The 22665-nt window shown below is 46.6% G+C and carries 19 protein-coding genes and 1 pseudogene; 6 read left to right on the forward strand and 14 right to left on the reverse strand.

Annotated elements, in window-relative coordinates; translation table 11 throughout:
- Window positions 1-80: 80 nt before the first annotated feature.
- Window positions 81-1946, reverse strand: a complete 1866-nt coding sequence (locus U2F10_RS05150) for an AAA-like domain-containing protein (protein ID WP_499871128.1) — start codon at window positions 1944-1946, stop codon at window positions 81-83.
- Between the two features lie 764 nt (window positions 1947-2710).
- Between U2F10_RS05150 and U2F10_RS05155 the strand changes: the two genes are divergently transcribed.
- Complete coding sequence (locus U2F10_RS05155; RefSeq protein WP_163665336.1) at window positions 2711-3601, forward strand: metal-dependent phosphohydrolase; 891 nt, start codon at window positions 2711-2713, stop codon at window positions 3599-3601.
- A 197-nt stretch (window positions 3602-3798) separates the two neighbouring features.
- On the opposite strand, the gene U2F10_RS05160 is transcribed toward U2F10_RS05155, so the two are convergent.
- Window positions 3799-4059, reverse strand: a complete 261-nt coding sequence (locus tag U2F10_RS05160; RefSeq protein WP_499060326.1) for a hypothetical protein — start codon at window positions 4057-4059, stop codon at window positions 3799-3801.
- 77 nt (window positions 4060-4136) lie between these two features.
- On the opposite strand from U2F10_RS05160, the pseudogene U2F10_RS05165 reads away from it, so the two are divergent.
- Window positions 4137-4280, forward strand: a pseudogene (locus U2F10_RS05165) (transposase); the annotation flags it as partial.
- Window positions 4281-4548: 268 nt separating this feature from the next.
- On the opposite strand, the gene U2F10_RS05170 reads toward U2F10_RS05165, so the two are convergent.
- From U2F10_RS05170 to U2F10_RS05195, 6 genes are all read right to left on the reverse strand, one after another.
- Window positions 4549-4980 (reverse strand): hypothetical protein, encoded by a 432-nt coding sequence (locus tag U2F10_RS05170; protein ID WP_163665340.1) that lies wholly within the window; start codon window positions 4978-4980, stop codon window positions 4549-4551.
- Between the two features lie 520 nt (window positions 4981-5500).
- The gene (locus U2F10_RS05175) at window positions 5501-5929 is read right to left on the reverse strand and encodes a DUF1622 domain-containing protein (RefSeq protein WP_499871130.1); all 429 of its coding nucleotides are present in this window, start codon (window positions 5927-5929) and stop codon (window positions 5501-5503) included.
- A gap of 99 nt (window positions 5930-6028) precedes the next feature.
- The gene (locus tag U2F10_RS05180) at window positions 6029-6463 is read right to left on the reverse strand and encodes a GNAT family N-acetyltransferase (protein ID WP_163703119.1); all 435 of its coding nucleotides are present in this window, start codon (window positions 6461-6463) and stop codon (window positions 6029-6031) included.
- A gap of 272 nt (window positions 6464-6735) precedes the next feature.
- The gene (locus U2F10_RS05185) at window positions 6736-7110 is read right to left on the reverse strand and encodes a VOC family protein (protein WP_163665346.1); all 375 of its coding nucleotides are present in this window, start codon (window positions 7108-7110) and stop codon (window positions 6736-6738) included.
- A 147-nt stretch (window positions 7111-7257) separates the two neighbouring features.
- Window positions 7258-7482, reverse strand: a complete 225-nt coding sequence (locus U2F10_RS05190) for a GNAT family N-acetyltransferase (protein WP_499871132.1) — start codon at window positions 7480-7482, stop codon at window positions 7258-7260.
- 157 nt (window positions 7483-7639) lie between these two features.
- A complete protein-coding gene (locus U2F10_RS05195) occupies window positions 7640-7888 on the reverse strand; it encodes a hypothetical protein (RefSeq protein ID WP_250566030.1) in 249 nt (82 codons plus the stop codon).
- Between the two features lie 880 nt (window positions 7889-8768).
- Between U2F10_RS05195 and U2F10_RS05200 the strand changes: the two genes are divergently transcribed.
- The 4 genes from U2F10_RS05200 (at window position 8769) to U2F10_RS05215 (ending at window position 12564) form a co-directional block, all read left to right on the forward strand.
- Complete coding sequence (locus tag U2F10_RS05200) at window positions 8769-9401, forward strand: hypothetical protein (protein WP_499871133.1); 633 nt, start codon at window positions 8769-8771, stop codon at window positions 9399-9401.
- A 519-nt stretch (window positions 9402-9920) separates the two neighbouring features.
- Window positions 9921-11225: a cadherin domain-containing protein gene (locus U2F10_RS05205; protein ID WP_499871135.1), complete on the forward strand. Its 1305-nt coding sequence runs from the start codon at window positions 9921-9923 to the stop codon at window positions 11223-11225.
- Between the two features lie 279 nt (window positions 11226-11504).
- A complete protein-coding gene (locus U2F10_RS05210; protein ID WP_499871137.1) occupies window positions 11505-11795 on the forward strand; it encodes a transposase in 291 nt (96 codons plus the stop codon).
- 13 nt (window positions 11796-11808) lie between these two features.
- Window positions 11809-12564, forward strand: a complete 756-nt coding sequence (locus tag U2F10_RS05215) for an IS3 family transposase (protein ID WP_499871138.1) — start codon at window positions 11809-11811, stop codon at window positions 12562-12564.
- Window positions 12565-12643: 79 nt separating this feature from the next.
- Here U2F10_RS05215 and U2F10_RS05220 read toward each other — a convergent pair whose 3' ends face one another.
- The 6 genes from U2F10_RS05220 to speE all read right to left on the reverse strand — a co-directional run bounded on the left by U2F10_RS05220 (window position 12644) and on the right by speE (window position 22455).
- Window positions 12644-13438 carry an arylamine N-acetyltransferase family protein gene (locus tag U2F10_RS05220; RefSeq protein WP_163665358.1) on the reverse strand — a complete coding sequence of 265 codons (795 nt, stop codon included), beginning with the start codon at window positions 13436-13438 and terminating at the stop codon, window positions 12644-12646.
- A gap of 373 nt (window positions 13439-13811) precedes the next feature.
- Window positions 13812-14297: a hypothetical protein gene (locus tag U2F10_RS05225; protein ID WP_163703123.1), complete on the reverse strand. Its 486-nt coding sequence runs from the start codon at window positions 14295-14297 to the stop codon at window positions 13812-13814.
- Between the two features lie 296 nt (window positions 14298-14593).
- The gene (locus U2F10_RS05230; protein WP_499871139.1) at window positions 14594-17497 is read right to left on the reverse strand and encodes an NHLP bacteriocin export ABC transporter permease/ATPase subunit; all 2904 of its coding nucleotides are present in this window, start codon (window positions 17495-17497) and stop codon (window positions 14594-14596) included.
- 40 nt (window positions 17498-17537) lie between these two features.
- Entirely contained in the window at window positions 17538-19724 is a 2187-nt protein-coding gene (locus tag U2F10_RS05235) for an NHLP family bacteriocin export ABC transporter peptidase/permease/ATPase subunit (RefSeq protein ID WP_163703125.1), read from the reverse strand.
- A gap of 245 nt (window positions 19725-19969) precedes the next feature.
- On the reverse strand, window positions 19970-21070 hold the full coding sequence (locus tag U2F10_RS05240) for an agmatinase family protein (RefSeq protein ID WP_499871141.1): 1101 nt from the start codon (window positions 21068-21070) through the stop codon (window positions 19970-19972).
- Window positions 21071-21171: 101 nt separating this feature from the next.
- The gene (speE, locus tag U2F10_RS05245; protein WP_163703126.1) at window positions 21172-22455 is read right to left on the reverse strand and encodes a polyamine aminopropyltransferase; all 1284 of its coding nucleotides are present in this window, start codon (window positions 22453-22455) and stop codon (window positions 21172-21174) included.
- Window positions 22456-22665: the final 210 nt, after the last annotated feature.

Genomic DNA, 22665 nt, shown 5'->3' on the forward strand with positions numbered 1-22665 from the left:
CCTATATCACCCCCTCATTTACACACAAGCCTGTCATCTCTTTGATCACAGCTCAGACCATTCCCTCTAGATAATCCCCTTTAGACAATCACCTTCAAACGGCCACTAAAGTACTGACGATACAATTCAAAGCGAGGAACAACGCCATTGCCTTCCAGTTTTACTAATCCAAGACTGTGAAGCTTGAAAGCACATTCCGATTCCAGACAAACGGGTTCATGTCGAACCAGCACCTGGCTAAATGAATTAGCCAGAACAGAATTACGATGTAAAACCCACAAATGGCGGCGCAGATGGTCACCATAAATGCCAGATTCTGTTGGCGCACTTTCTAGAAGCTGCTTCCAGGTGAGGCGCTTTTGAGCAATGTGATAAAACGCAAATCTCACAAGATATGGATGACCACCAATCAACGTCATCAGCTGTTCAAGCTGCTCAGCTGTCCAATTCAATCCGTGACGACAGGCCAGATCGGTCACCTGGTCTAGATTAAAATCCTGCAGTTCAATGGGCAGACCGACGTTAAACGGCGACTGGTTAATATCCAGAGGAATATAGCCCTCCGTCGAGTGCACCACCACTAACCGTAATTTTTCCCAAAGACTGCTGCCTGCCATGCCATAACCCGCTTCTTCATACCAGGCCCGCAATAGTCCAAAAAAGTCATCTACAATATTGGCATAATGAAACACCCGATCAACCTCATCCATCCCCAACACCAGAGGTGTGGTAATTTCAGGCAGCAGATAGTCCTCAAAATAAGCCGTACAGTTATCCTTACTGCCATAGGTGTCCGTCCAAAAATCCTCTAGCCGAGGCGGAAGATTTAGTTTGCGAGCCACACGCACACATAGCCAGCGCAGCACCTTATCAAGGCTATTGAAAATCTCCTGGTCCGCATGCTGAAAGCTAAGGGGAATCGTTTGATATCCCTGCTCGCGCGCTTTAGACAAAATCCGAGCCATCAGAGATGTCTTACCCATCTGGCGTGGGGCCTTAATGCGAATCAGAGCCCCTGGTTTGAAAATTTCTTCATAACACAGCACGTCTTGAGGATTGCGTTCAATGTAAAAGGCAGAAGCCAGGCGTACTTGCCCCCTGGGTAGCTCTGGATCTGCAACAGGCCGTGGGGCAGGCAGAGAGGATTCAGACCGCTCTACATCAGCAGAACATAATGATGGACTTTCAATTGTTTTTTCTGTAGAGCTAACCTTAGCAGTACCCACTATGGGCGGTTTGCCAACCTGAATAATTTGTACGAGATCTCGAACCAGTCGTTGCTCATCGTTGGGCTTCACCCAGCTATACTGTCGAGCCTGCGCTAGATAATTACGCAGGTCATGATTTAAAGGAAATGGTGACTCTGTACATACATGCAGCACTAACAACCATGGCTTATGGCTGTAGTAACTAACATGATGGTCCCAAATGCGTTGCAAAATCTCAATAACCATCTCACTCATAGCCATTTGAGATGACAACACCAAAATAAAGTGGCTACAGCAGATCAGCTTTGCCTCCAGCTGGCTAGCCCAGCTACCGCCTGTACTGGATACCGTATCTAAATTAGCTAAAAAAGAATGGCCTACTGGTTGAACCGCCCGGCTTAAAATCTCAGCGATCTGAGCATCCGGCGTCTGTTGTCGATAAATAATGGCAATCTGTTTCTGTTGTTTAATTGCCCGTTCAACACATCCCTTCAGGCGTTTTTTAGTAATCTTTTCCCCTAAAACATCGGAGAGTTTATGCCAAAGTCGATAGCCGACAGACTTCTCAATGTATTCTGCCTTAAACGGGTAAATTTCCTCATAGGTTTTTCCATGCCACGAACCCAGAAAAACCTGACGTTCTAGGTCATTAAGTCGTTTTTCTGTCTTGGCATAGACTAATCGATCAACAAATTCCAAGGCTGCATCTGCATCCATGGCAAAATCGCTGCTGAGCATGGGAGTGACGAATCATGGTAGGTAGTCGAGGCAGGGGATGCACAGTCCTAAGTTACCCCGCTGTTTATTTTCTGACAAAGCTAATGTGGAGGTTTGGAGGGCTTTGCTGAGGTTTTATGAGGTTTAGATGAAGCGAATGTTTGAGCAGCTATCCTATACTTAGCAAATTTTTCCCCAGATTGTGAGCTTTTCTGGTTACACTCCAGAGCTTAACGCCAGATACTAAGGATGACGGGGATAGTCAGATAGCACAAAAATACTGGACTAGCCACGGGGTTACTCCCCTGTAGCCTTGGCCCATGATTCGAGCCAAACTATAGACTTAAGCAAACGCCTGTGCAGCGCCAGGATTAGATGCCCGCTGCAAGACACAGTGCCCCGTCACAATGTCAAGCAGCCGCCCCTGGAAGGAGAACATCAATGGCACCTGTTCTTTGATATTTCTCTGTTTTTCTCCGGCTATTACTGCTTTTCAAAAGGGTCAATGCCAGCACGGCCAACCCCAAACCATCTTAGCTATCTATCGAAAAGGTAATCGACCTATTCGGCGGTCAGGATGACGAAATTATTATCGTTTATCAAAAGAAACGCTAATGCAAAGAGCAAATATATTCATCAAACCAAGTAAGATTGACATTAAGACTGAAAAGGGTAGGTTAAATGAAACATATAATTTACCCATAGCTCATAGTTCCTTAAACGCAAGCTCTTTAACCTGCAATCAAGTTCCACGGACATTAAAAGTGCTATACCCCTCCACCTCAATGAAGCAAGCTTGTGTAAATCAGCTGCACGAGAAGTATATCCAGATGCTGGGGAAACCTTTGGGCTACCTATCTGCAAAGCCTGAACAAGCGTTTCAATTGGACTATGGTCATTTATTAAGCACGTTTGCTGCTCAGGTATTGGATAGGCTTAGTGCCAGCACAGCATTGTACCACAATGTTGAACACACGATCCTTGTCTGTCTAGTAGGGCAGGAAATCTTGCACGGCAAGCATCAGCTTGAGGGTAATGTCACTTGTGAGGACTGGCTGAATTTTATGGTGTCGTTGCTCTGCCATGATATTGGCTATGTCAGCGGTGTCTGCCAGCAGGATGATATTGCACAACGCCGTTATGTTCGATCGCGGGTTCAGACCTCTGGTTTAGTGCCAGAAACAACCTGGGTTACCCTACCTCCAGGGTCAACAGATGCTAGTTTGGCTCCTTACCACATTGAACGAGGTAAGCTATTCGTGCAAGAGAATTTCAGCCACTATGAAGTTTTAGACCTCCAGGCAATTAAGCGCAACATTGGCTTTACTCGATTTCCGGTACCAGATGAGCCGGTCTATCAGGTTACGGGGCACTATCCTGGTCTGACCCGTGCGGCGGACCTGATTGGTCAGCTTAGCGATCCGGGTTATTTACAAAAGACAGTGGCGCTTTTCTATGAGTTCGAGGAATTAGGGAAGAACCAAGAGCTGGGCTATCGGACTCCTGAGGATTTGAAATTGGGTTTTCCTAAGTTTTATCGCACTCAAGTTTATTCCTACATTCAGCCTGCATTGACCTATTTGCAAGCAACCCCCCTAGGACAACAGATTGTTGAAAATCTAGAAGCTAATGTGGAGGCGGTAAATATTAAGCAACCAGCTCTCACAAAACGCTAATTTTTTCGAGGATAATATTGGATGAAATTGCTTCAAATTAATCAATATTATCTCAAAGTTCCAGGCCATCCCCTTGAAGCTAGCAACTCAAGTTTCAAAGCTTATTAAATAGGCTATATCGTAGTTTTCTATCTTCTGTAACAACTTTAAAATTGTATGAAGAATAGAATTACATGTAATTGTTGGATAGTCTAGTGCTATTCAACAATGCGCTCAAAGCTTCCTTCACGTAATTCCACCAATATCCCATCACCATTACTACGCTCTTCTTTGGATTCAGAAACAACTCGGTTACCTGAATCAAATCTCAACCTACCAGTTGCTCCGTAATCTAATGCGACTTGTGTCGCTAGCTGCTCTTGAACTTGGGTGCGACAAAAAGCAGTATTTTCCATAGTTGGCACACAAGAAGATTTTTCAAGAGCTTCATAAAAAATAGCTGCTGCATCATATGCCATAGCGCTACGCCAGTTTATAGCATTATCGACTCCCCATAATCCAACAGCATAGCGTTCAAATGTATTTCTATAATCATGCCGCCGTCAAGGCTGGTCTCACGTTGGAGGTGAGTAATGGACCGGTCGAAGGATTAAACAATCGACTGAAAATGTTGAAGCGGCAAATGTATGGCAGAGCAGGGTTCGACCTACTGGCAAAACGATTTATTTTGGCTGCATGAAAATACCTCTCTACTAAACTAGCAAGAGGGCATTGATCAGATAACAACAGTTTCGGTAACAACCTCTGCAAGGTGGACTTCCAAGGCAATAACTGCCTTGACCATTTGCGCTGCCAAGCAACTATGCCTTTGACCTGAAAGGGATGTGGCAGCATCTCTAACGGAAATGCAAGGAGTTCAGATGATAACTGAACGGTGATTTAGGCCAATTTTAGTCACCAAAAGCTCGGAAGAGCCCAAAGTACTTGACATTTAATAGGCGATTAATTTACTGAATCTCAATGCTTTCAATCGACCAACTTTGGGGTGAATGGTTAAAGGTAGCCACAAAATCAGCCTCAGTTCGCCCGCCAACCTGATCGATAGTTACTTCCCTGAACTCTTCAGACCGTCCTTCTTGCTGAGCACGAATAGTGAGCGTAATGTTGCTAATGGGCGAGGTTCCAGAATTTCTTAGCGTCCCTTCTATGTTATTACCGACAGCCCTAACGCCATAGGTATATAAGTTTGATAGCCTCTGCTGATTGAGCACGGCAATCGCTTGTTCCTCTCTCGCCTGGGCCGCGACGTCTCGCTCGTTGCACATATAACTCAGGTCCGTGCGTACACCATACATATCCATGTAGCACACAGGTATAGCCAATGCCGAGGGAGCAGCAGAAAACAATGCAAACGAAGCGATAACCGGGGTAAGTTTCATGTGTTGTATGTAGGGAAACTACACTAAAAACTTCCCTGGGATGGCTTGCTATCGGGAGCCTTTTACTAAATGAGACTTTCGGCTAACCCCCTCAATAGATAGCATTGAGTATTCCTTCGCAACTTTTAAAGGCACTCGGAGGTCTATGCTACATATTCCTCAGGACAAAAGGGTGCTCACCAGACTCTAAATTCACTGTTCATGTCCCTCAGCTATTACCAGCCGAGGGATTTTTTTCAAAAAAATACCCCAACAAATAACCCCCGAAGCAATGAGCGTCAGGGGGTGTTGCAAGGTGCTATGTCTATCTTGAGTTAGGGTGCCCAGGTGCAGGGTGCTCTAAGCCATCTCCGTCTCCAACCGCTTCCAGATAGGCACGGGGTTAGGCGTGTAGGTTCCTGCGCGGTTTGCCTTCATGCAACCGATAAAGGTAAGCCTCGGTGGTTCCCTTAGCAGGTAAGACAAATGCTGCAAGAGGTTTACCCAATAAAGGTGTTTTATCCTGATGCCCTGTCCTCACTTAACTTGTACTTAACTTCTCAGAACTTGTACTTAAGTTATCAGCTGAAGATCTCACTAGCACAGCTTCTTCCAACCGGTGTAATTCTTCCAGTTCTCGGGTGAGGAAGAAGTTGAGGCCCGTTCGGATCACTGCAAGGATTGCTAATTGGCCCAAGGACTCAAAGGATGGGAATACCGCTGTCGCTAAAATATCGGCGGCTAATTGAAATTCTAAAGCCAGAGCCAGGGCTCGCCCAAAGCGGGTACGGACTCGGGTGTAGTGATAGGTGTTGGGACGTCGTAAGAGTAAGAACGCAAGTCGCCCACTCGTAATTAGCCCAAATAGGATGGTACCAATGGAAATAGCTTCAAAACAAACCTTCAGCGAATAGGCAAATAATCCGATAGTCGCTTCAAAATTTTCGACGAAATGTGTGAGAACGTCCATTCACCATCACCTCAAGAGTTCAGTGTCTTTAGTCTCGTTTAGCCTATTGTTTTATCCACACATTAAACCGATTATAGGAGTTGAAGCTCCAACGAGTGGTTAGGCGCGCACCGAACGTTTGACATACACGATCTCCGGATCGTCGGGATCAAGATTATGGATGACTCCTGACCGTTCGTAACCCAGTTTCTCAAGGACATGTTGAATGTGCGAGTTGGATTCGTTGGTCGAGGTGAATAGATCGCTCGATTGCGATTGTCTTTCGAGAAACGCCACCAATTTAGGTCCGTGCCCGGATGAGCGATGGGGTTCTGCAAGGTAGATGAGATCAATGAATGAGCGGCCAAAGAACCCATGGGAGATGACTCCGTAGCCAATAATCTCACCGGAAATTTCGACCACCCAAGCGCAATCACTTTCCACCGTGTTTCGGATAAAGTCCCTTCGATTGGAACTGCCACGGGCAATGTGATCGAGATCGCTTAATGTGGAAGCATCGTTGACGATCGCCCGGCGGATTATATGGTCTGGCATGTGCGCCTAACGTATGGCTGAGCGACGGCCAGTAGTTTTTCGAGACCTGGATGTAAATAGTTCCGTCCGCTCCTGCACAGGGTTAGGCGGCAAGGTAAGGGCCTTTACCTGTGTTCGCATCGCAAATATTTTAGGCTGAGAGCGCTTGCTTCAGGGAGTTTATAAGCATGGTGTGGCCCCTAAAATTTATTAGAGAGGTATTAGAAGTTGCAGCAAGAACCACACCTTACAGTTTGTTGTTATGTGGAATTACCATTGATGGCGTTGTGCAATTACTCATACCGGTAGAATACAGCGATTTTATTTCCGTCAAAGTCTCTAAAGTACGCACCAAAGAATGCCCCCTCGTTCCTTTCTCCTGGAACACCTTCACATGAAGCGCCTAATTCGACAGCCTTGGAATAAACTTCTTTGACCTTCTCTATACTTAGCAATTTAAACGCAACCATAGTTCCATTACCATGAGTAGCTGGCATACCGTCAAACGGTATGCTTATAGCTAATTTGGTATCGCTATCCGGAAAGCTGAAAAAGACAACTTTTTCTGATTGATGGATTAGTTTTCCACCAAACAAACCTAGCAATGTTTCATAAAACAAAACTGCCTTTTCGATATTTCCAGTACCAAGCGTAATATGTGAAATCAAAATTTAACCTCAATTACTAGTGTAACGGCTTGGGCTTGAGCGAACGACAATAATGTTTCACTATATCAATAGTGCATATTTCCGTTCCGTTGCAAGTGCTTGTTAGCCATTGATGGTGAATGAGCGTATTTGCTCTTCTGATCGAGGCTATATATAGGCTGAGCACTGTTTATGCCAACCTAGTTTTTCATAAAAGCTGTTTTTCCCTGGTACGGCTGTCAACATTGTAGTAAGAAAAGGCTTGAGGTCGTTTTCAAGCTCACTAAGGATTTTAGAGCCAATCCCATTCCTTTGATATTCCGGCAACACAGCCAAATCAACTATCCATCCATAGTAATATCCATCATCAACTGTTCTACCTACACCAACCAATTCATCACTAATTTAAGCAAAGCGTTTAAAGGAGCTTCTTTCGAATGAGAGTCTAACTTGTGCCGAAAGCCTTTCACCCCATCCGACAGCTTTGAATATATTGGACATGTCCTTCCAGTTTGTATTTTCAACTGAAGTTGTATACCTGACATTCATATCAATATTTTTGATAGCTAATAGCTCGTTCACGGATACGGCGTTTATTGATAAATTCTAAGATCTTTTTCTCATCGCTTCTGGCTAAGCCGCTATATTTTTCAGCAAGGGTTAATGCAAATTTGTCATGAACCCAATCTTCTTCAGTCATCTCGGCGAGGGACTTGAGCGGTCGTGTTTTACGGGTCCAACGAGATTGATACTCCTTAAGAGTTTGTGTAAATTGCTCAATCGAATTGAAACATAACATTGAGGTGTCAATGGCAAAAGCATAAAACGCTTCATCAGAATGCCCCTAGGTAAACTGTTCAATTTTGGAGCAGCAATCAACAAATATTTTATCAATGTCGAATGGCATTAAGGTTATCTCTTTGCAGCATAACGCCTAGCTCAGTGGCGCTTGAGGCGGCACCTCCCCTACACATCCTGGCCGCTCGCTTTGGACAACGGTTCTGGATGCGATCTCGGGGCAAGCCTTTTCACTCATGCGGCAATTCTACCCCGCCGCAACACCCACGCCATCAGCGCGTTGGATTGCCGAAAACGAGCCACAAAACCGCTGGAAATCGCGGATAAAACATCCGTGACGACTAACTCATTATTGGGAGGAAACTTTCTGCCTAATCCCCTGATTTAGTAGATTAGGTAGAAATATTTCAGTCTAACACCCCCGATAAGATAATTAGCTGGACAGCTGTCAGCCTAACATGCTGATTTGGGTGATTAGGTGGAAACTTTCTACTGAATCACCTAAGGCTCTATACCGTGGATTAGTTGCACTAGACACAACGGGGCTCTGGATTTTTCAGGGCTTTCAGCGATCACAGCAGAACGGCAGCATCAGGCTTTGAGTTTATGTCCCCGTTTTTTTGCCATTAGCAGGCGTCATCATGGGGTATGGCTTACTAATCTCCCCCCCAACCCCTGCCGCTCCCCTTTGCCATCCTGGAGGCTTTGGCTAAGATGCTGAGCATTTCTATGTTCTCAGGAAAGTCATGCAAAATCAGTAAAAAGTCATGCATTCTCAGTCTTGAAGTCGGTCGATGACCCATGACAATAAAGGCGTAATGACCACAATGAATATCATTACGCCTCAAATTAAAGCCTCATAGAAATGGAGAATTGAGATCATGAAATACAAACAAATATTATTTGCTGCTGCCACACTCGTTGCGACCGCAGCCTTTCCAAAATTATCAGTCGCTGATACAGGTAACGTGGTTGGTATTGGTATTGCCGGGTCTAATGACCACACCTACTACTTCTACACTGGCGGTCAGGTGAGTTCTGGTACCACTGACGATCCAGAGCATCACCGACAGACCTATAGTGCCAACTACCCGCCTCAAAAATCTGTTATCGCAGTCGGCATTGCTGGATCAAATGATCATGTTTATTACTGGTATGTCGACGGCACGGTAAGTTCGGGAACGACCAATAACGCAACTAGGTATCGAGACTACTATCCAGGTAACCTTCCAGAGGATGAGGATAAAGATCTGATAGCGGTTGCCATTGCAGGGTCTAACGACCATGTTTACTATTGGTGGTCGGATGGAACCGTAAGCTCAGGTACTACAGACAATCCCGTGCTTCACCGAAATTATTATGAGTCTAACCAACCAGAGAATAAGAGTTTGATTGGTGTCGGTATCGCTGGTTCAAATGACCATGTTTACTATTTCTATTCGGACGGAACAGTGAGCGCGGGCACGACTGACAACCCAACCAAACATCGTACGTACTATAACTCGGGGCTTTGACACTCATTCAGCCAAATCAGAGATTATGGTTGATGAGCATCAAAAGATCGAGATACACCTTACCCTTCCAACCCTGGCTTCGGTCAGGGTTTTGTTTTGGTTAGGTGACTGCATCTCCTTTAATCAAGTCCGTTACCCGTTCACTCCACTTAAGATTCTGACCGATTCAAGCCGCTCTAAAGTGGTTGTGCTTGGCTGCAATATTTATGCCCAGGGTTACGAGCTGATGAGTTACTGAGAAACTAGAGGCAGGGTTCGGAGAAAGTTGAAGAATCTGGAAAATTAATAGGTGTCAGGCATGGGAATTAGGATGGATTGTTAGTTTCAGCATGCGCTAGATCACAGAACGTTGAGTAGTGGATCACATAGTCTCATCAGACCTGAATAAACCTGAATATTTACCTGAATAAACCTGAATATTTCGGTCTTTTTCCTACCCTTGAGATTCGCCATAGTAAGGCCAGCGACATAGGGAAAAGATTGTCACTTATCTTGTAATTGCTTTAGGAGATTGAAGGAATGTTTGGTGAATTTTTTAATCAAATTATCGATAGCGGTGTCCGCATTGGAGATGAGGGTAATAATGTCTTAAACGGAACTAATTCAAGCAATCAGCTTTTGGGTCTGAGTGGTAACGATCGTCTTAAAGGAATGGCCGGAGCGGACTTGCTAGATGGTGGTACTGGCAATGACTGGCTGTATAGTGGGAAAGGTCAAGATCTACTAAAGGGCGGTGCCGGTAATGACTGGCTGTATGGTGGGAAAGGTCAAGATCGATTAGAGGGTGGTGCTGGCAATGACTTACTGGTGGGGGGATTAGGTAACGATATACTGGTGGGTGGAGCAGGTAACGATATTGTTGTGCTAGCTCCCGGTAGCGGGTCTGATACCCTGATAGACTTTCAAAATGGACAGGATAAGATTCAGCTAGAGGGTGGCCTTACCTTTGATGATTTGGATATCCTTTCTCAAGGTGCTAACAATACAGATATCTTTATTAACAAGGCTGGTGATCCAAATGATGGTGAGAAATTGGCCACTTTGATAAGAGTTCACCCTACACAGCTAACTAAGGCTGATTTTATCAGTGCTCCAACTATTACCAGCACTTTTACAGCAAGTGTTCCAGAGAATCAGATTGGCGCAATTAACGTAGAAACATCAGATGATAGTGATTCTGAAGGCTCTGGTTTAACCTATAGCATTTCAGGGGGTGCTGATGCAGCATTGTTCTCCATTAATGCTGATAACGGTGTAGTCACCTTCAACAATGCACCTAATTTTGAAGCGCCTGGGGATACCAATGGTGATAATAACTATGACGTTGAAGTAACGGTGACTGATTCGGATGGGTTAACGGATACTCAAACAGTCACTATCAGTGTGACGGACATAGCAGAGGATGCCGCGTCAACAAATAATATCCAAAGCTTGCAGGCAACAAATAACATCAAAGATTTGAAGTCCTTTCTGAAACGAAATAGGAAAGTTGATTTTCGAACCGCAAATTTACTCAAAAATTCGACCCTCGATAGCTATAATTGGAAAGGCTTAGAGGACAATAAAGAAAGTGTGATTTTTCAGCTTAAAGCCTACCAACGCTTGCTAAGAATTGTTCCCAATGGTCAAGAAGACGTCGCTATAAAGTTACTACAAGAAGGGTTTCACTCTTCTTTGCAAATTGCCAATACGCCTAAAGCAAAGTTTCTCCAAGATACTCATAGCATCTTTAGTGGCGACACAACCCTGGCCGAACAGTTGTATAAGCGTGCGTTGGCGGTGCGTAAACTGGTTATATTAAAATATTTGAATCAAGCCCAGTAGCAGTCTAACCATGCTGTTGCTCCATCATAGTGAGAAGTGTATGCGCCTGGGGGGCGTTTGGGACAGAGTTCGGGAAAGAAAACCCCTCTGGCCGATTGGTCACCAGAGGGGAATGTCAACTATTTGCTTTACACAGAATTACCTGACGTATTAACGTACATTGTGGTTCCCACACAGCAACATCAGCCTTAGTACAGATGGGAGGCGAAAGCAGGACTATAGTGACCCCCAAAATTAGGACAGGACTGAGAGAGCGTAAGCTAGAGTCCAATAAGGGGAATGAATATAGCCAGCAAACCCAGAAACTACAGTAGCGAATTTAAGGCAAACGTGGTGCTGGAGATCGTCAGTGGCCAGCGGAGTGTGAGCGAAGTGAGTCGAGCCCATAAAGTTCATACATCCGTGATCAATCGTTGGCGCAATGAATTTCTAAACCAGGCGCATTTAGCGTTTGGAGGCAAAGGAGGTGGGCATGAATCAGTCGAGCGAATCGCGGAACTAGAACGCATGGTAGGTCGGCTAACGATGGAATTAGCGGTAGCAAAAAAGCTTCAGACGTATGGAATCTGAGCGGAAACGAACGATGATTGAGCAGTTAAAAGCCGAGTATCCGATCCAGGTAATCTGTGATGTGATTAGCTACAGCCGAAGCCGCTATTACTATCGGACAGAATCAGATAAACAACAGCAAGAGGAGGAACTGAAAAAAGCGATCATTGATGTAGCGGGACGGTATCCCACCTATGGTTATCGCCGGATTACGAAACAATTGCAGCGAGAGGGATGGACAGTTAATCATAAACGTATCAGCCGATTAATGAGAGAATTAGGACTACTGGCCAAGCGGCGCATACGTCGGAAACGAACAACGAATAGTGGGCATGGCTATAAGCGGTATCCTAATCTAGTCAAAGGGTTGGCAGTAGAGCGTCCAGGGCAGGTGTGGGTGGGCGACATAATGTATATTCGATTGAAGGATGAGTTTGTTTATTTAGCGGTGTTAATGGATGTGTTTACCCGCAGTATTCGAGGCTGGCACTTGGATAGAACGATGGAGAAACAGTTAACGATAACAGCCTTGGAGAAAGGACTGAATCAATATATTCCAGAGATCCATCATTCAGACCAAGGGGTGCAATATGCGGCCAATGCGTATGTTCAGCTATTGGAGGAGGACGAGATAGCCATTAGTATGGCGGGTGTGGGCAAAGCCTATGAGAATGGCGATGCTGAACGACTGATGAGAACAATTAAAGAAGAGGAGGTTGACTTATCAGACTATCGCAACTTTAATGAGGTACATACCAGAATAGAAGAGTTTTTAGACGAGAGAAACTGAGAACCTAAGGTTACCTTTAGCGGTGCGGGGGGGTATCTTTTAAAGAAACTGAAAAACAACTTATTTATCAGCTGTAAGGCTAGTTAGGCAATACATCTAGACCTATAAGAATATCAACGCATACTCCTTTTTTAAATTCTATCCCGAACTTAGATTTCAGAAGATTTCGATACGCCTTCTCATCTGCCACCATCTGTTCCTGACGCTGCCCTCCAGCAGTTACGATCAAACGATTATTTGAAAGCGTGATACGTCCATCTCGCGTTGCCAGTGAGCAGAGTGATTTTTGTTTGAAAGCTGACTCTAGAGAAGTCTGTTGATGCTCGCACATGGTGCTGAATTCAGCAAGCTGATGGGGAGTCAATGAAAAAACATATTGTGACTCCCAAGTAGACTCTCGTCGACGCTGGAGGAGCCTATCAGTCCCTGATTCTATCAAGCGATATGAACAACCATATTGCACATCCTCTGCTCCAGCATCGAGCCGTAGCGGTTCTAGAAATGAATCTCCAAATCCCACATCTGCAATTAGACGTTCCTCCATCTCAACCAATAGAACTAGATGGTCAAACTCAGGCCCTGGTTGATCGCCATTAAACACTTGTGCTGACAAGAGTACTACCGTAAAACCAAGCTGCTCAAGTAGCCATCCAAAGAGTCCATTCAGCTCGTAACAGAAACCACCTCGCCGATGCTGAACAATCTTGTCGTAGAACGACGCGAGGGAAAGGGTAATCGGGCGACCTAGAAGAATATCCAGATTTTCAAATGGAACAGCAAGCATGTGCGCCCGATGAAGTTGTTTCAGCGTCTCTGTTGTAGGTTCACGTGGCCCGCAGTATCCAATGCGTCTAAGATACGACTCTATATCCATGGCTTTACCTCATGTCGAAAACCACAATGGGCAAGTTAGCAGTTGTTGAATGACTCGAAATAGCATTGATGGCTGAAATAATGTACCAGATGGCTGAACCATATGAAAAACATTAAATAATACCAAGGTCACTTGAGGTTCTTTCGTTGTTAGCTGAATAAGTTGATCCGTATACCAGCCGATCGCTTGTTCTGGCAGAATTGGAGGTTGTGTTAGGCCTTTCACACTGGGATATTTCGCGTCTTGACTGGTCGCTGCGATCCAGGGGTTGCATTGACCTTGGCAAGTTCTTTTTGAAAACGACTAGGTAGTTCTGTTAAAGCAGTTTCTTGCAAACATTGCCGCAACAATATGGCTCCTAATGCGGCTACCGTTATCCCCTGTCCATAGATCGGTGTAAATGAGCAGACAGAATCTCCCAAGGCAATAAATCCTTGTAGCTAGCAGCTAAGACGTTCCGTTCATAGTAGCGTAATCGATTGCCTGGTGGATGATAAATTCCGATTTCAGTTGCAGGCCTTGCATCCTTCACGGCATTGTAAATGTGTGGACTTGGCAAATTTCGCAAGGACTCTAGAAATTCAGCTTCATTTTTAGAAGGTCGATGCGGAGCCGTCGCACAGACACCGACAATCCAATGGTTATTTTCAATTGGATAAAGTACTCCCATGGACGTTCGCTCGGGAGGAGCTGCTTGAATGTACACCCCTCTCCAGTCTGCTTGAAAATTAGCAGGGATTTCATAGAGGCGGCTGGCATAGCCCATTGACGTTGTGACTACTGTCTCTTCTGGGGCATCATAGCCGATCGCTTTCAACCATTTGGGTGCTTGAGAACTATAGCCACTGGTATCAATCACCAAATCTTTAGCAAAATATGTAGCTGCTTACATTGAGGCACGCCTTTTCGAGGCTGAGGACTTGTGGTCGGAAAGCGATCGCACTCCAAAATCAATCGTAACTTGCTCAAAATAGTCCACTTCCTGAATGTGAGGCAGTGCTGCTACCGTTACACTCACAAGCTTAGATTGATTGATAGGCTGTGAATTGGCAGCGATCACAATCGTTCTCTGCAAATTCTATAGGGCACCCTAGTCCAGTCCACTAGAATGGGTTAGCAATAACGCAATGCATCCTAAGATAGAATTCATGGAGCTTAAGCTAGCTGTCGTTTTATGAGCTCTGCAAAAACGCCTGGTTGTTTTGCTAACTCATCAAAGTTGCCTACCTGAACTACACGACCAGCTTTAATCACATAAATGCGGTCGGCATTTCGAATGGTGCTCAGACGGTGGGCGACAACAACACGGGTAACGTTCAGCTGGTCTAGACTTTCACTCACAATTGCCTGGGTTCTATTATCTAAAGCACTGGTAGCCTCGTCCAACAGTAACAGTTTTGGGTTAAGGGCCAACGCTCTCGCAATAATCAATCGCTGTCGCTGTCCTCCAGAAAGGTTGCCGCCTCCCTCACTGACTACTGTGTGTAGCTGCATTGGAAAATTGCGGATATCCTCAGCAAACCCAGCCATCTCAGCCGCTCGCCAGGCATCATCTTGGGTAATCAGTGCTCCACCTGAGATATTTTCAAAAATGGACCCAGCGCTGATGTGACCATTCTGCAACACCACACCCAGCTGTCGACGGATGGCAGTTAAATTTAAACCGCACATATCCCGACCGTCATAGTAAACAGTGCCTGAATGGGGATGTTCAAACCCTAGTAGCAGCCGCAGAACAGTAGACTTACCAGAACCAGATGGTCCCACCAGCGCAATAAACTCTCCAGGCTTAGCCTCTACTGTCACATTGTCTAAAATCAACGGGCCATCTTCCCGATAGCGGAAGGTAACACGATCTACACAAAATGCTCCCGATAGCTGCCCCGGATCGGTTTTTTCAGTAGTAACTTCAGGAGATGCCGCGAGGATAGGTTGCGATCGCATCCACAACGGGATCACATCCATCACATCGATCATCGTCAAACTCAGATTAGTGATACCGCCGATAAAGATCGCAAAGGCTGCATTAAATGCCAGGAATCGCCCCGTCGATAGTTCAAATGGCCCTACCAGCGTACTTGCCAACCAAAACAGGGCAATAGTTGTCACGGTGGGAATCACCGTATTAAACACATTGACCGAGTCTTCCAACTGCTGGGTGCTGAGCTCTATCTCCAACAGTCGACGATACTTATTGCCCCACTGAGCAAACGCCCGCGACTCCGCCCCAGCAATCCGCAGTTTTGAGACTCCATTGATCAGCTGCACCATGAGACCATACAGTTCTCCTCGAATCTCCAGCATAGGCCGTTGTTTCTTTAGCAAAAATGCGCCAGAAGTGACGGTGACGACCATAATCAACAGCGCTACTACCAGTGCCAGCGCAGCCAATTTACCACTGTAATAAAACAACAATCCCAAATTCAGCAACGCAAACGTCCCTGACAAAATCGCATCTAATGCCGAACCACTGAGTAAGCGACGAATCGACGTAATACTTGACACCCGCGACAGTAAATCTCCTGTGGCATAGTCCCTAAAAAACGACGTCTGGAGCTTTAGCAACCGATCCCACACTGCTGCCTGCAATGCCACATCAGACCCAGTCTCCAGCCGCATGGTGGTAATCGCCTGCACCAGCTGAAAGCTTGCTCGCCCAATGGCTACAGCCACCAGCGCCAAACCAATTTGCAACAGCAATCCTGCACTACCAAAGGGAATCGCATCATCCACCAGCACCGCCGTCATCTGCGGCAGCACCATTCCCAACAGAGTCACTACGACTCCCGCCAGCCCCATCACTGTCAGGTCTCGTTGATGCCCCTGAAACGCAAACTTCAGTAAATTCCAGGCCGTCAGATGGCCCTCAGGCAAAGGCCGATAAAACATAAACGCCACCGGCTCCACTGTCCTCGCAACCACTTCAGTCACGGGTATGCGCTGACCATTCGCTTCCAGTAGCTCATAGTGAGTCTGACGCACCGGAATCAATGCCACTGGACGACGCTCATCTTGCGTATAGGCCACCAATGGGCCAACATCCTGCCGCCACCAGCGCCCCCGCAACAACACCTGCCGCATTCGCAGCTGAGATGCCCTGGCAATCGCCTCCAACGGCTCCTTAACCTGTTGCGCCTGGTCAGACTCTGCCGGAGGTTCAATCTTCACTCCCAAGGCATGGCCCACGGCCCCTGCCACCCTTAGCAGCGGCGTGTCTGCCAGCAAATAATCCCCTGAACTTGGCTGCAAGACAGAAACCAAACCCTGCAGTGCCGTTTGTGTCACTTCCTGGTTTAGTTGTTGGCGAGCCGTAAACTGTTGTTCCCCGCGTTGTCGATCTGTCTGCCACCCTTCTTCAATGACTTCCAGCGCATACTGGTGAAACAGATTTAACCCCTGCATAAATTCCTTATAGGAACTCTTAGAGCAAAGCTGATCAGCAGAAACAATCTCTAACTCCACTGACTGATCTGGAGCCTGCAACCAAGTTGTCCGCGAAATCGGAAACAAAGGAGACGAAGGCCCAAGCACAAACCGCTCCACATCTAGCCAATATGCCTGATGGGTCGTAGGTCTCACCCACATCATCGCGGCCTTTGGACTATAGCCCTCGGCAGGCTCAAGGCTCACGGTCCCAACAATTTCAGAAGACTCTGCAATCGATCTGCCAGGAAATCCCTTGACCTGAGTCAGTCCACCCACCCATCGCTCAACCTGCCTGAGCAACGGTATGGTCACATGGCCACAAATACCCCCATCCCCATTAGCATCTGCTTCTTTGGCAATAGGTTCTATCTCACTTGCCTCAAATGCCACCGCCACCAAAGCCAGATCGCAGGATCTAGCCTCAGTCTCGATGATCAAATCCCCTACATCTACAGTCCACAGATAGCGGCGTTCGCCTACGGGTTCACCATTCTTCCAACCCACGGCAAATATGCCTAAGCGACCAGATTTAACTCGCCACAGTCCGGAAGATAGTAGAGGAAAGACATCATTACTGTTGATGGAATAAATGCCAGAGGTATTAGACGTGCTTTGTGAATCTGCGAGAACCATGGGATCAAGTCGTCGATAAAACAGTTAAACTCAAAACTCTCTAGGCAACCGCCAATGCCGTCCCTGAACTGCGAATCAAGTCTCCATAATGGCCAGCCTCTTGCCAAAGTTCTCCATGATTTCCCCTTTGCACAACTTTCCCTCGATCCAACACAATAATCTCATCCGCATCTCGAATCGTACTTAACCGATGCGCCACAATAATACACGTACACCCACGCCGCCGTAGATTCTGATCAATCATCTTCTCAGTCTCCGTATCTAGCGCACTCGTCGCTTCATCCATAATCAAAATCGACGGGTTATTAACCAATGCCCGCGCAATCTCCAGTCGCTGCCGCTGACCACCACTGAGGTTTTGGCCCCCTTCCAACAACTTGGCATCATACCCATAGGGCATCGCCAAAATTGCTTCTTCAATCGCCGCGTCTCGACAAGCCTGCTTCAAATCGTCATCCGAAACGGTATCATCCCAAAGCGTTAGATTATCCCGTACGCTACCGGCAAACAACAGAATATCCTGTTCTACCATGGCAATGGAGTTTGTTAGTGTGGCTTGGGAAATCTCTTGTCGGGGGCGGCCATCAAAACAAACGTCACCACTTCTCGGCTGATACAGTCCCGCAATCACTCGCGCCAATGTAGATTTACCCGAGCCGCTGCCACCCACGAGTGCGATCCGCTGCCCTGGTTTAATGGTGAGGTTAAAGTCTTCAATCAGAGGAGGATCCAACGGGCTGTAACCAAAGGAAAGATTACGAATCTCCACGGCTCCAGAAAGACGGTGATTATTGGCAGCCTCCTCTTCTTCAGAGACATTGTGCTTGCAGTGCTGGCAAAAAGCGACATCTGTCTCGTTTTCCAACACGTCATCCAAACGGTCAAGATTGCCCTGTAGGGTTTGTAATGTCCCGGCAAACTGCACTAGGGCATTCACCGGCCCCTGGAAGCTTTGCATTAACAGCTGGAATGCTACCAACATACCGATGGTGAGACTGCCGTGGATGATGCGCCAGCCGCCAATGATGAGCAGCGACAGTGCAGCCAGGGTGGACAGTAGCGATGGCAACAGGCCAATCACACGGTTAGCCAATCCCAGGTTCTGCTGAGCATTGACCGCTTTGGTGTGATACCCCGCCCAGCGAGCAAAAAAGTCAGACTCTAAACCACCTGCCTTGAGGGTCTCCATGCCCTGTAATCCAGCGACGGCAATTCCTGATGCCTTACCGTATTCTTGCACCAGTCGCAGGTTGGCATCCTTACGTTGCCGAGATACCCACTGTAGAACGCCGACGTTAATGATGGCAAAAGAGATGACGATGATGGTTAGGGGGACATCGTATTGGAGCATTGCGATCGCATAAAACACGATCATCACCGAGCTAATAATTGTCGTCGTCAGTCTCCCTGACAGCACTGCGGCCACGCTGTCATTTAGACTAATGCGACCGCTAATTTCCCCCGCAAACCGCTGGGCATAGAACCCCACCGGTAGCTGTAGTACATGCCACACAAATCGACTGGCCATACCCACCGCCAGCTTGATCCTGAGCGCTCGCAAAAAGCGCAATTGCAGCATGGTCAATAGGCCCTGCACCAGCACTATTAAGGCGATGCCCAAAAGCACATAGGGTAACCAGTCCAAACGCTTAGCTAACAGAATATTGTCAATATAAATGCGGCTAAACGCAGGCAGTGCTAGCCTTGGCAACACCAGCAAAAAACCTGCCAATGTGCAATAGAGTAAGGCTCCCGTAGATCCGGCCAGTCGCCGTACCAGGGAGCCAATTACGTTGGGTTTGCGACCACCCTTTTCAAAGGTATCCGTTGGCGCAAACGTTAGCGCAATTCCCGTATATCCCTCATCAAATTCTTGACGTGTCACCCGGCGCGGTCCAGTCGCTGGGTCGTTGAGACGTACATGGCTAGCCTCAAACCCATCCACCACCAAAAAGTGGTTGAAATGCCAGAATACAATAAACGGTGGTTTTAGCTGTTCTAAGCTATCCAGACTTTTCTTAAATCCCTTCGCCTCCAGGCCATAGGTGCGTGCGGCCTTAAGCACATTGGCTGCCGTCACCCCATCCCGTGAAACACCGCAGGCATGGCGCAACTCCGCCAAGGGCACATACCGACCGTAGTAACCCAAAACCATACTGAGGGCGGCGGCACCACATTCCACCGCTTCCATTTGCAGAACCGTTGGCGAATTAACCCGACGCGCCATTCAAGTTACCCCTTTGAACGAACCACCTAAAGCTAGTTTTAATTGCTTGGCAGAATAAAAACAGCACCTGAACAAGCATCTAAACAAATCATTAGAAAGCGTTGAGAAGGCAATACTTCTTAACTTGGAGGGTTGTAGAGTTCTGAGTTTTTAATTTTGAGTTGTGAGTGCTCGGTTATTGGTTATTAGCTAGTTGTTTTTAGAGGCATATCCTAGGCAAAGGCTATTAATTCAAAACTAAGCACTCACAACTCAGAGCCACCCTCACTCATATTCATAAGACTAAATAGCTTATATAGTATCCGCGCACTCACATTGCCATCCCACTCATGGTTACCGGTCTCGCAAATGTCGCAGCCAATAATATGCCGCCCACTGCGAACCACCTCACGCCATAGACAATAAGCCTCTTCAAGGTTTAGTCCGCCAGGGACCGGTGTACCCGTATGGGGACATAGCTTCGGATCGAGACCATCTACATCGCAGCTGATATACACATGCCCAGGCAAATGGCGCACAATGTCCTGACACTGCTCCAGCCAGCTTTTCCCAGCATAATTTGCCTGCTTTAGCTGTGTATCTAGATAGGTCACAATCCGGTCATTAGAGTCTTGAATCATGGACATTTCACCATGGGAAATATCCCGAATGCCTACCTGCACTAGCTTTGAAATCTGCGGCAGCTGCATCGCGTTAAACATAATCGATGCGTGGGATTCTTGAAATCCCTCGTAGGCATGGCGCAAATCACCGTGGGCATCTAGATGCAAAATACCAAAACTGAGATATTCCTGAGACAGAGCTTCCAAAGCCCCTAACGGCACACTGTGATCGCCACCAATAACGACGATCTTTTTCTGCTGCTGTAGGGCCACTTGGGTTTGATGGCTGACCCAGCGACTCATGGCGCGGCAGCCTTGGTTAATGCGCTCTAGGGCAGCCGCTAGATCTAGATTATCGTCAGGGGTTATGCCCTGCTCAGCATTGCGGATGATTGCGATCGCATCCGGTCTTAACCGCCGATTCTCCGCCAGCAACCACTGTGGAATCGGCAGCATATAAATACCCTGTCGCCATGCTTCAGGATTATCAAAATCATAAAAATCAAGCTGGGGCGATGCCCGTAGAATAGCCTCTGGCCCCCGACATGTGCCATCCTGGTACGACGTCGTCACATCCCAAGGCACGCCAATCACCACCGTACTGGCATGGGCATAATCATGGGGAAACCCAAACAAATTACCATTGACAGCACCTACCCCGCCCGGATCAAAGCTGGCAATTTTGTTAGAAATACGTTCCTCTGAATCAAATGACTTCTTTTCAGATTGAGACTGTTTACCCATACTATCCTTCAAGGTGAGCGTTCCTTGAGCGCAGCTAAAAGAGACTACTGTCAAAAAATTTTAGCTTCAGCTCCGCTCGCTTAGCAGAAAGCGCAAACTAGTTAACTATCAAGCATGGTACGAATAAAGGTGGGCAAGCAAAACGCCGCCCCATGAATGTCGCTGTTGTAATATTGCAGACCAAACTCTTTAGAAATTAACTGGGCTCGTTCCCGATCAAAATCTGCAACAGGATGTTTGCCCCCCTTAGTGCAGTAAGTGAAGCTCCACATGCCCGTAGGATAGGTGGGAATAAACGCTAAATAACAAAAGACACTGTCGACATTAAAAATATCCTTCAAACAGTGGTTGAGTTCAACAAATGCCTTTTGGTTAAAATGGGGCGACTCACTCTGGGCCGTCATCACCCCGCCTGGTCGTAAACAGCGATAAACATCTTGATAAAACGATTTGGAAAATAGCCCTTCAGCCGGACCCACAGGATCAGAAGAGTCCACAACAATCATATCAAAGCAGGCATCTGGAGCCTGCTTCACATACTCAATGCCGTCATCAATAATTAAATTGAGCTTGGGATGATCAAAGGCCGACGACAAGCTGGGTAAAAATTCCTTAGAGGCCCTGACAACAGCATCATCAATTTCTACCATGGTCACCCTTTCAACAAGGTCGTAGCGCAAAATTTCACGGATGCTGCCCCCATCACCACCGCCCACCACCAGAACGTCCTTCACCTCTGGCTGCATCACCATCGGCACGTGGATAATCATCTCATGGTAGCCCTTCTCATCTTTTTCGCTACACATAACCATTTTATCAACGGCCAACAACTTACCATACTCAAAGGTGTCAAACACCTCTACCGTCTGGTAAGGGGATTTTTCTCGAAACAGACAGTCTCCTTTATGGCGAATCGAGAGGGCCATGTTTTCATTGCGATCGGTAAACCAAACGCTGCGACTATACTTCGGAACTACCATCTGTTGTGCGGCCTCATCCCTCAGCTCTCCCAGTTCCATACTCGCTTTCTCTAATAAATCCAGTTGACCCCGGTTAATTTCCACCGCTGAGCCATGTTCAGCTTGAAATGCTTTTTTGAGAATTTTATAGGATGTCCATGGATTAACCGAATCACCACAGGTAAATAAGTCTACAGCTGCATAGCGGTACTCTGGCCAGGTGTGAATTGCCAAATGACTTTCTTGAATAACGACTACACCTGACACTCCAAAGGGAGAGAAATGATGAAATACCGAGCTAATGATCGTAGCTCCCGACTCTTTAGCTGCACCGACCATGCTTGATTCTATGCATGGCACATCATTCAGCACTTCAGATGAGCAACCATGGAATTCCACTAAAATATGGCGACCAAGAGATTTCATGCACCTACAGCCTCAATATAAGCTACTTAAAAACAGCCATCTTCAAAAGAAACAAATACTTGCCATACCCCTCATGTACCGATAAAGGCTTAAGACCCAACTGGGAATTAGAGAGGTGAGAACCAATAGTAGACCGTCCACATAACTTAGCTAGATAAGTTTATAACTAAATTGACTGAACTGAAACAATCAGACACCATCATAATCATA

Source organism: Leptothoe sp. EHU-05/26/07-4, from assembly GCF_043421015.1.
GTDB classification, from domain to species: domain Bacteria; phylum Cyanobacteriota; class Cyanobacteriia; order Phormidesmidales; family Phormidesmidaceae; genus Leptothoe; species Leptothoe turfae.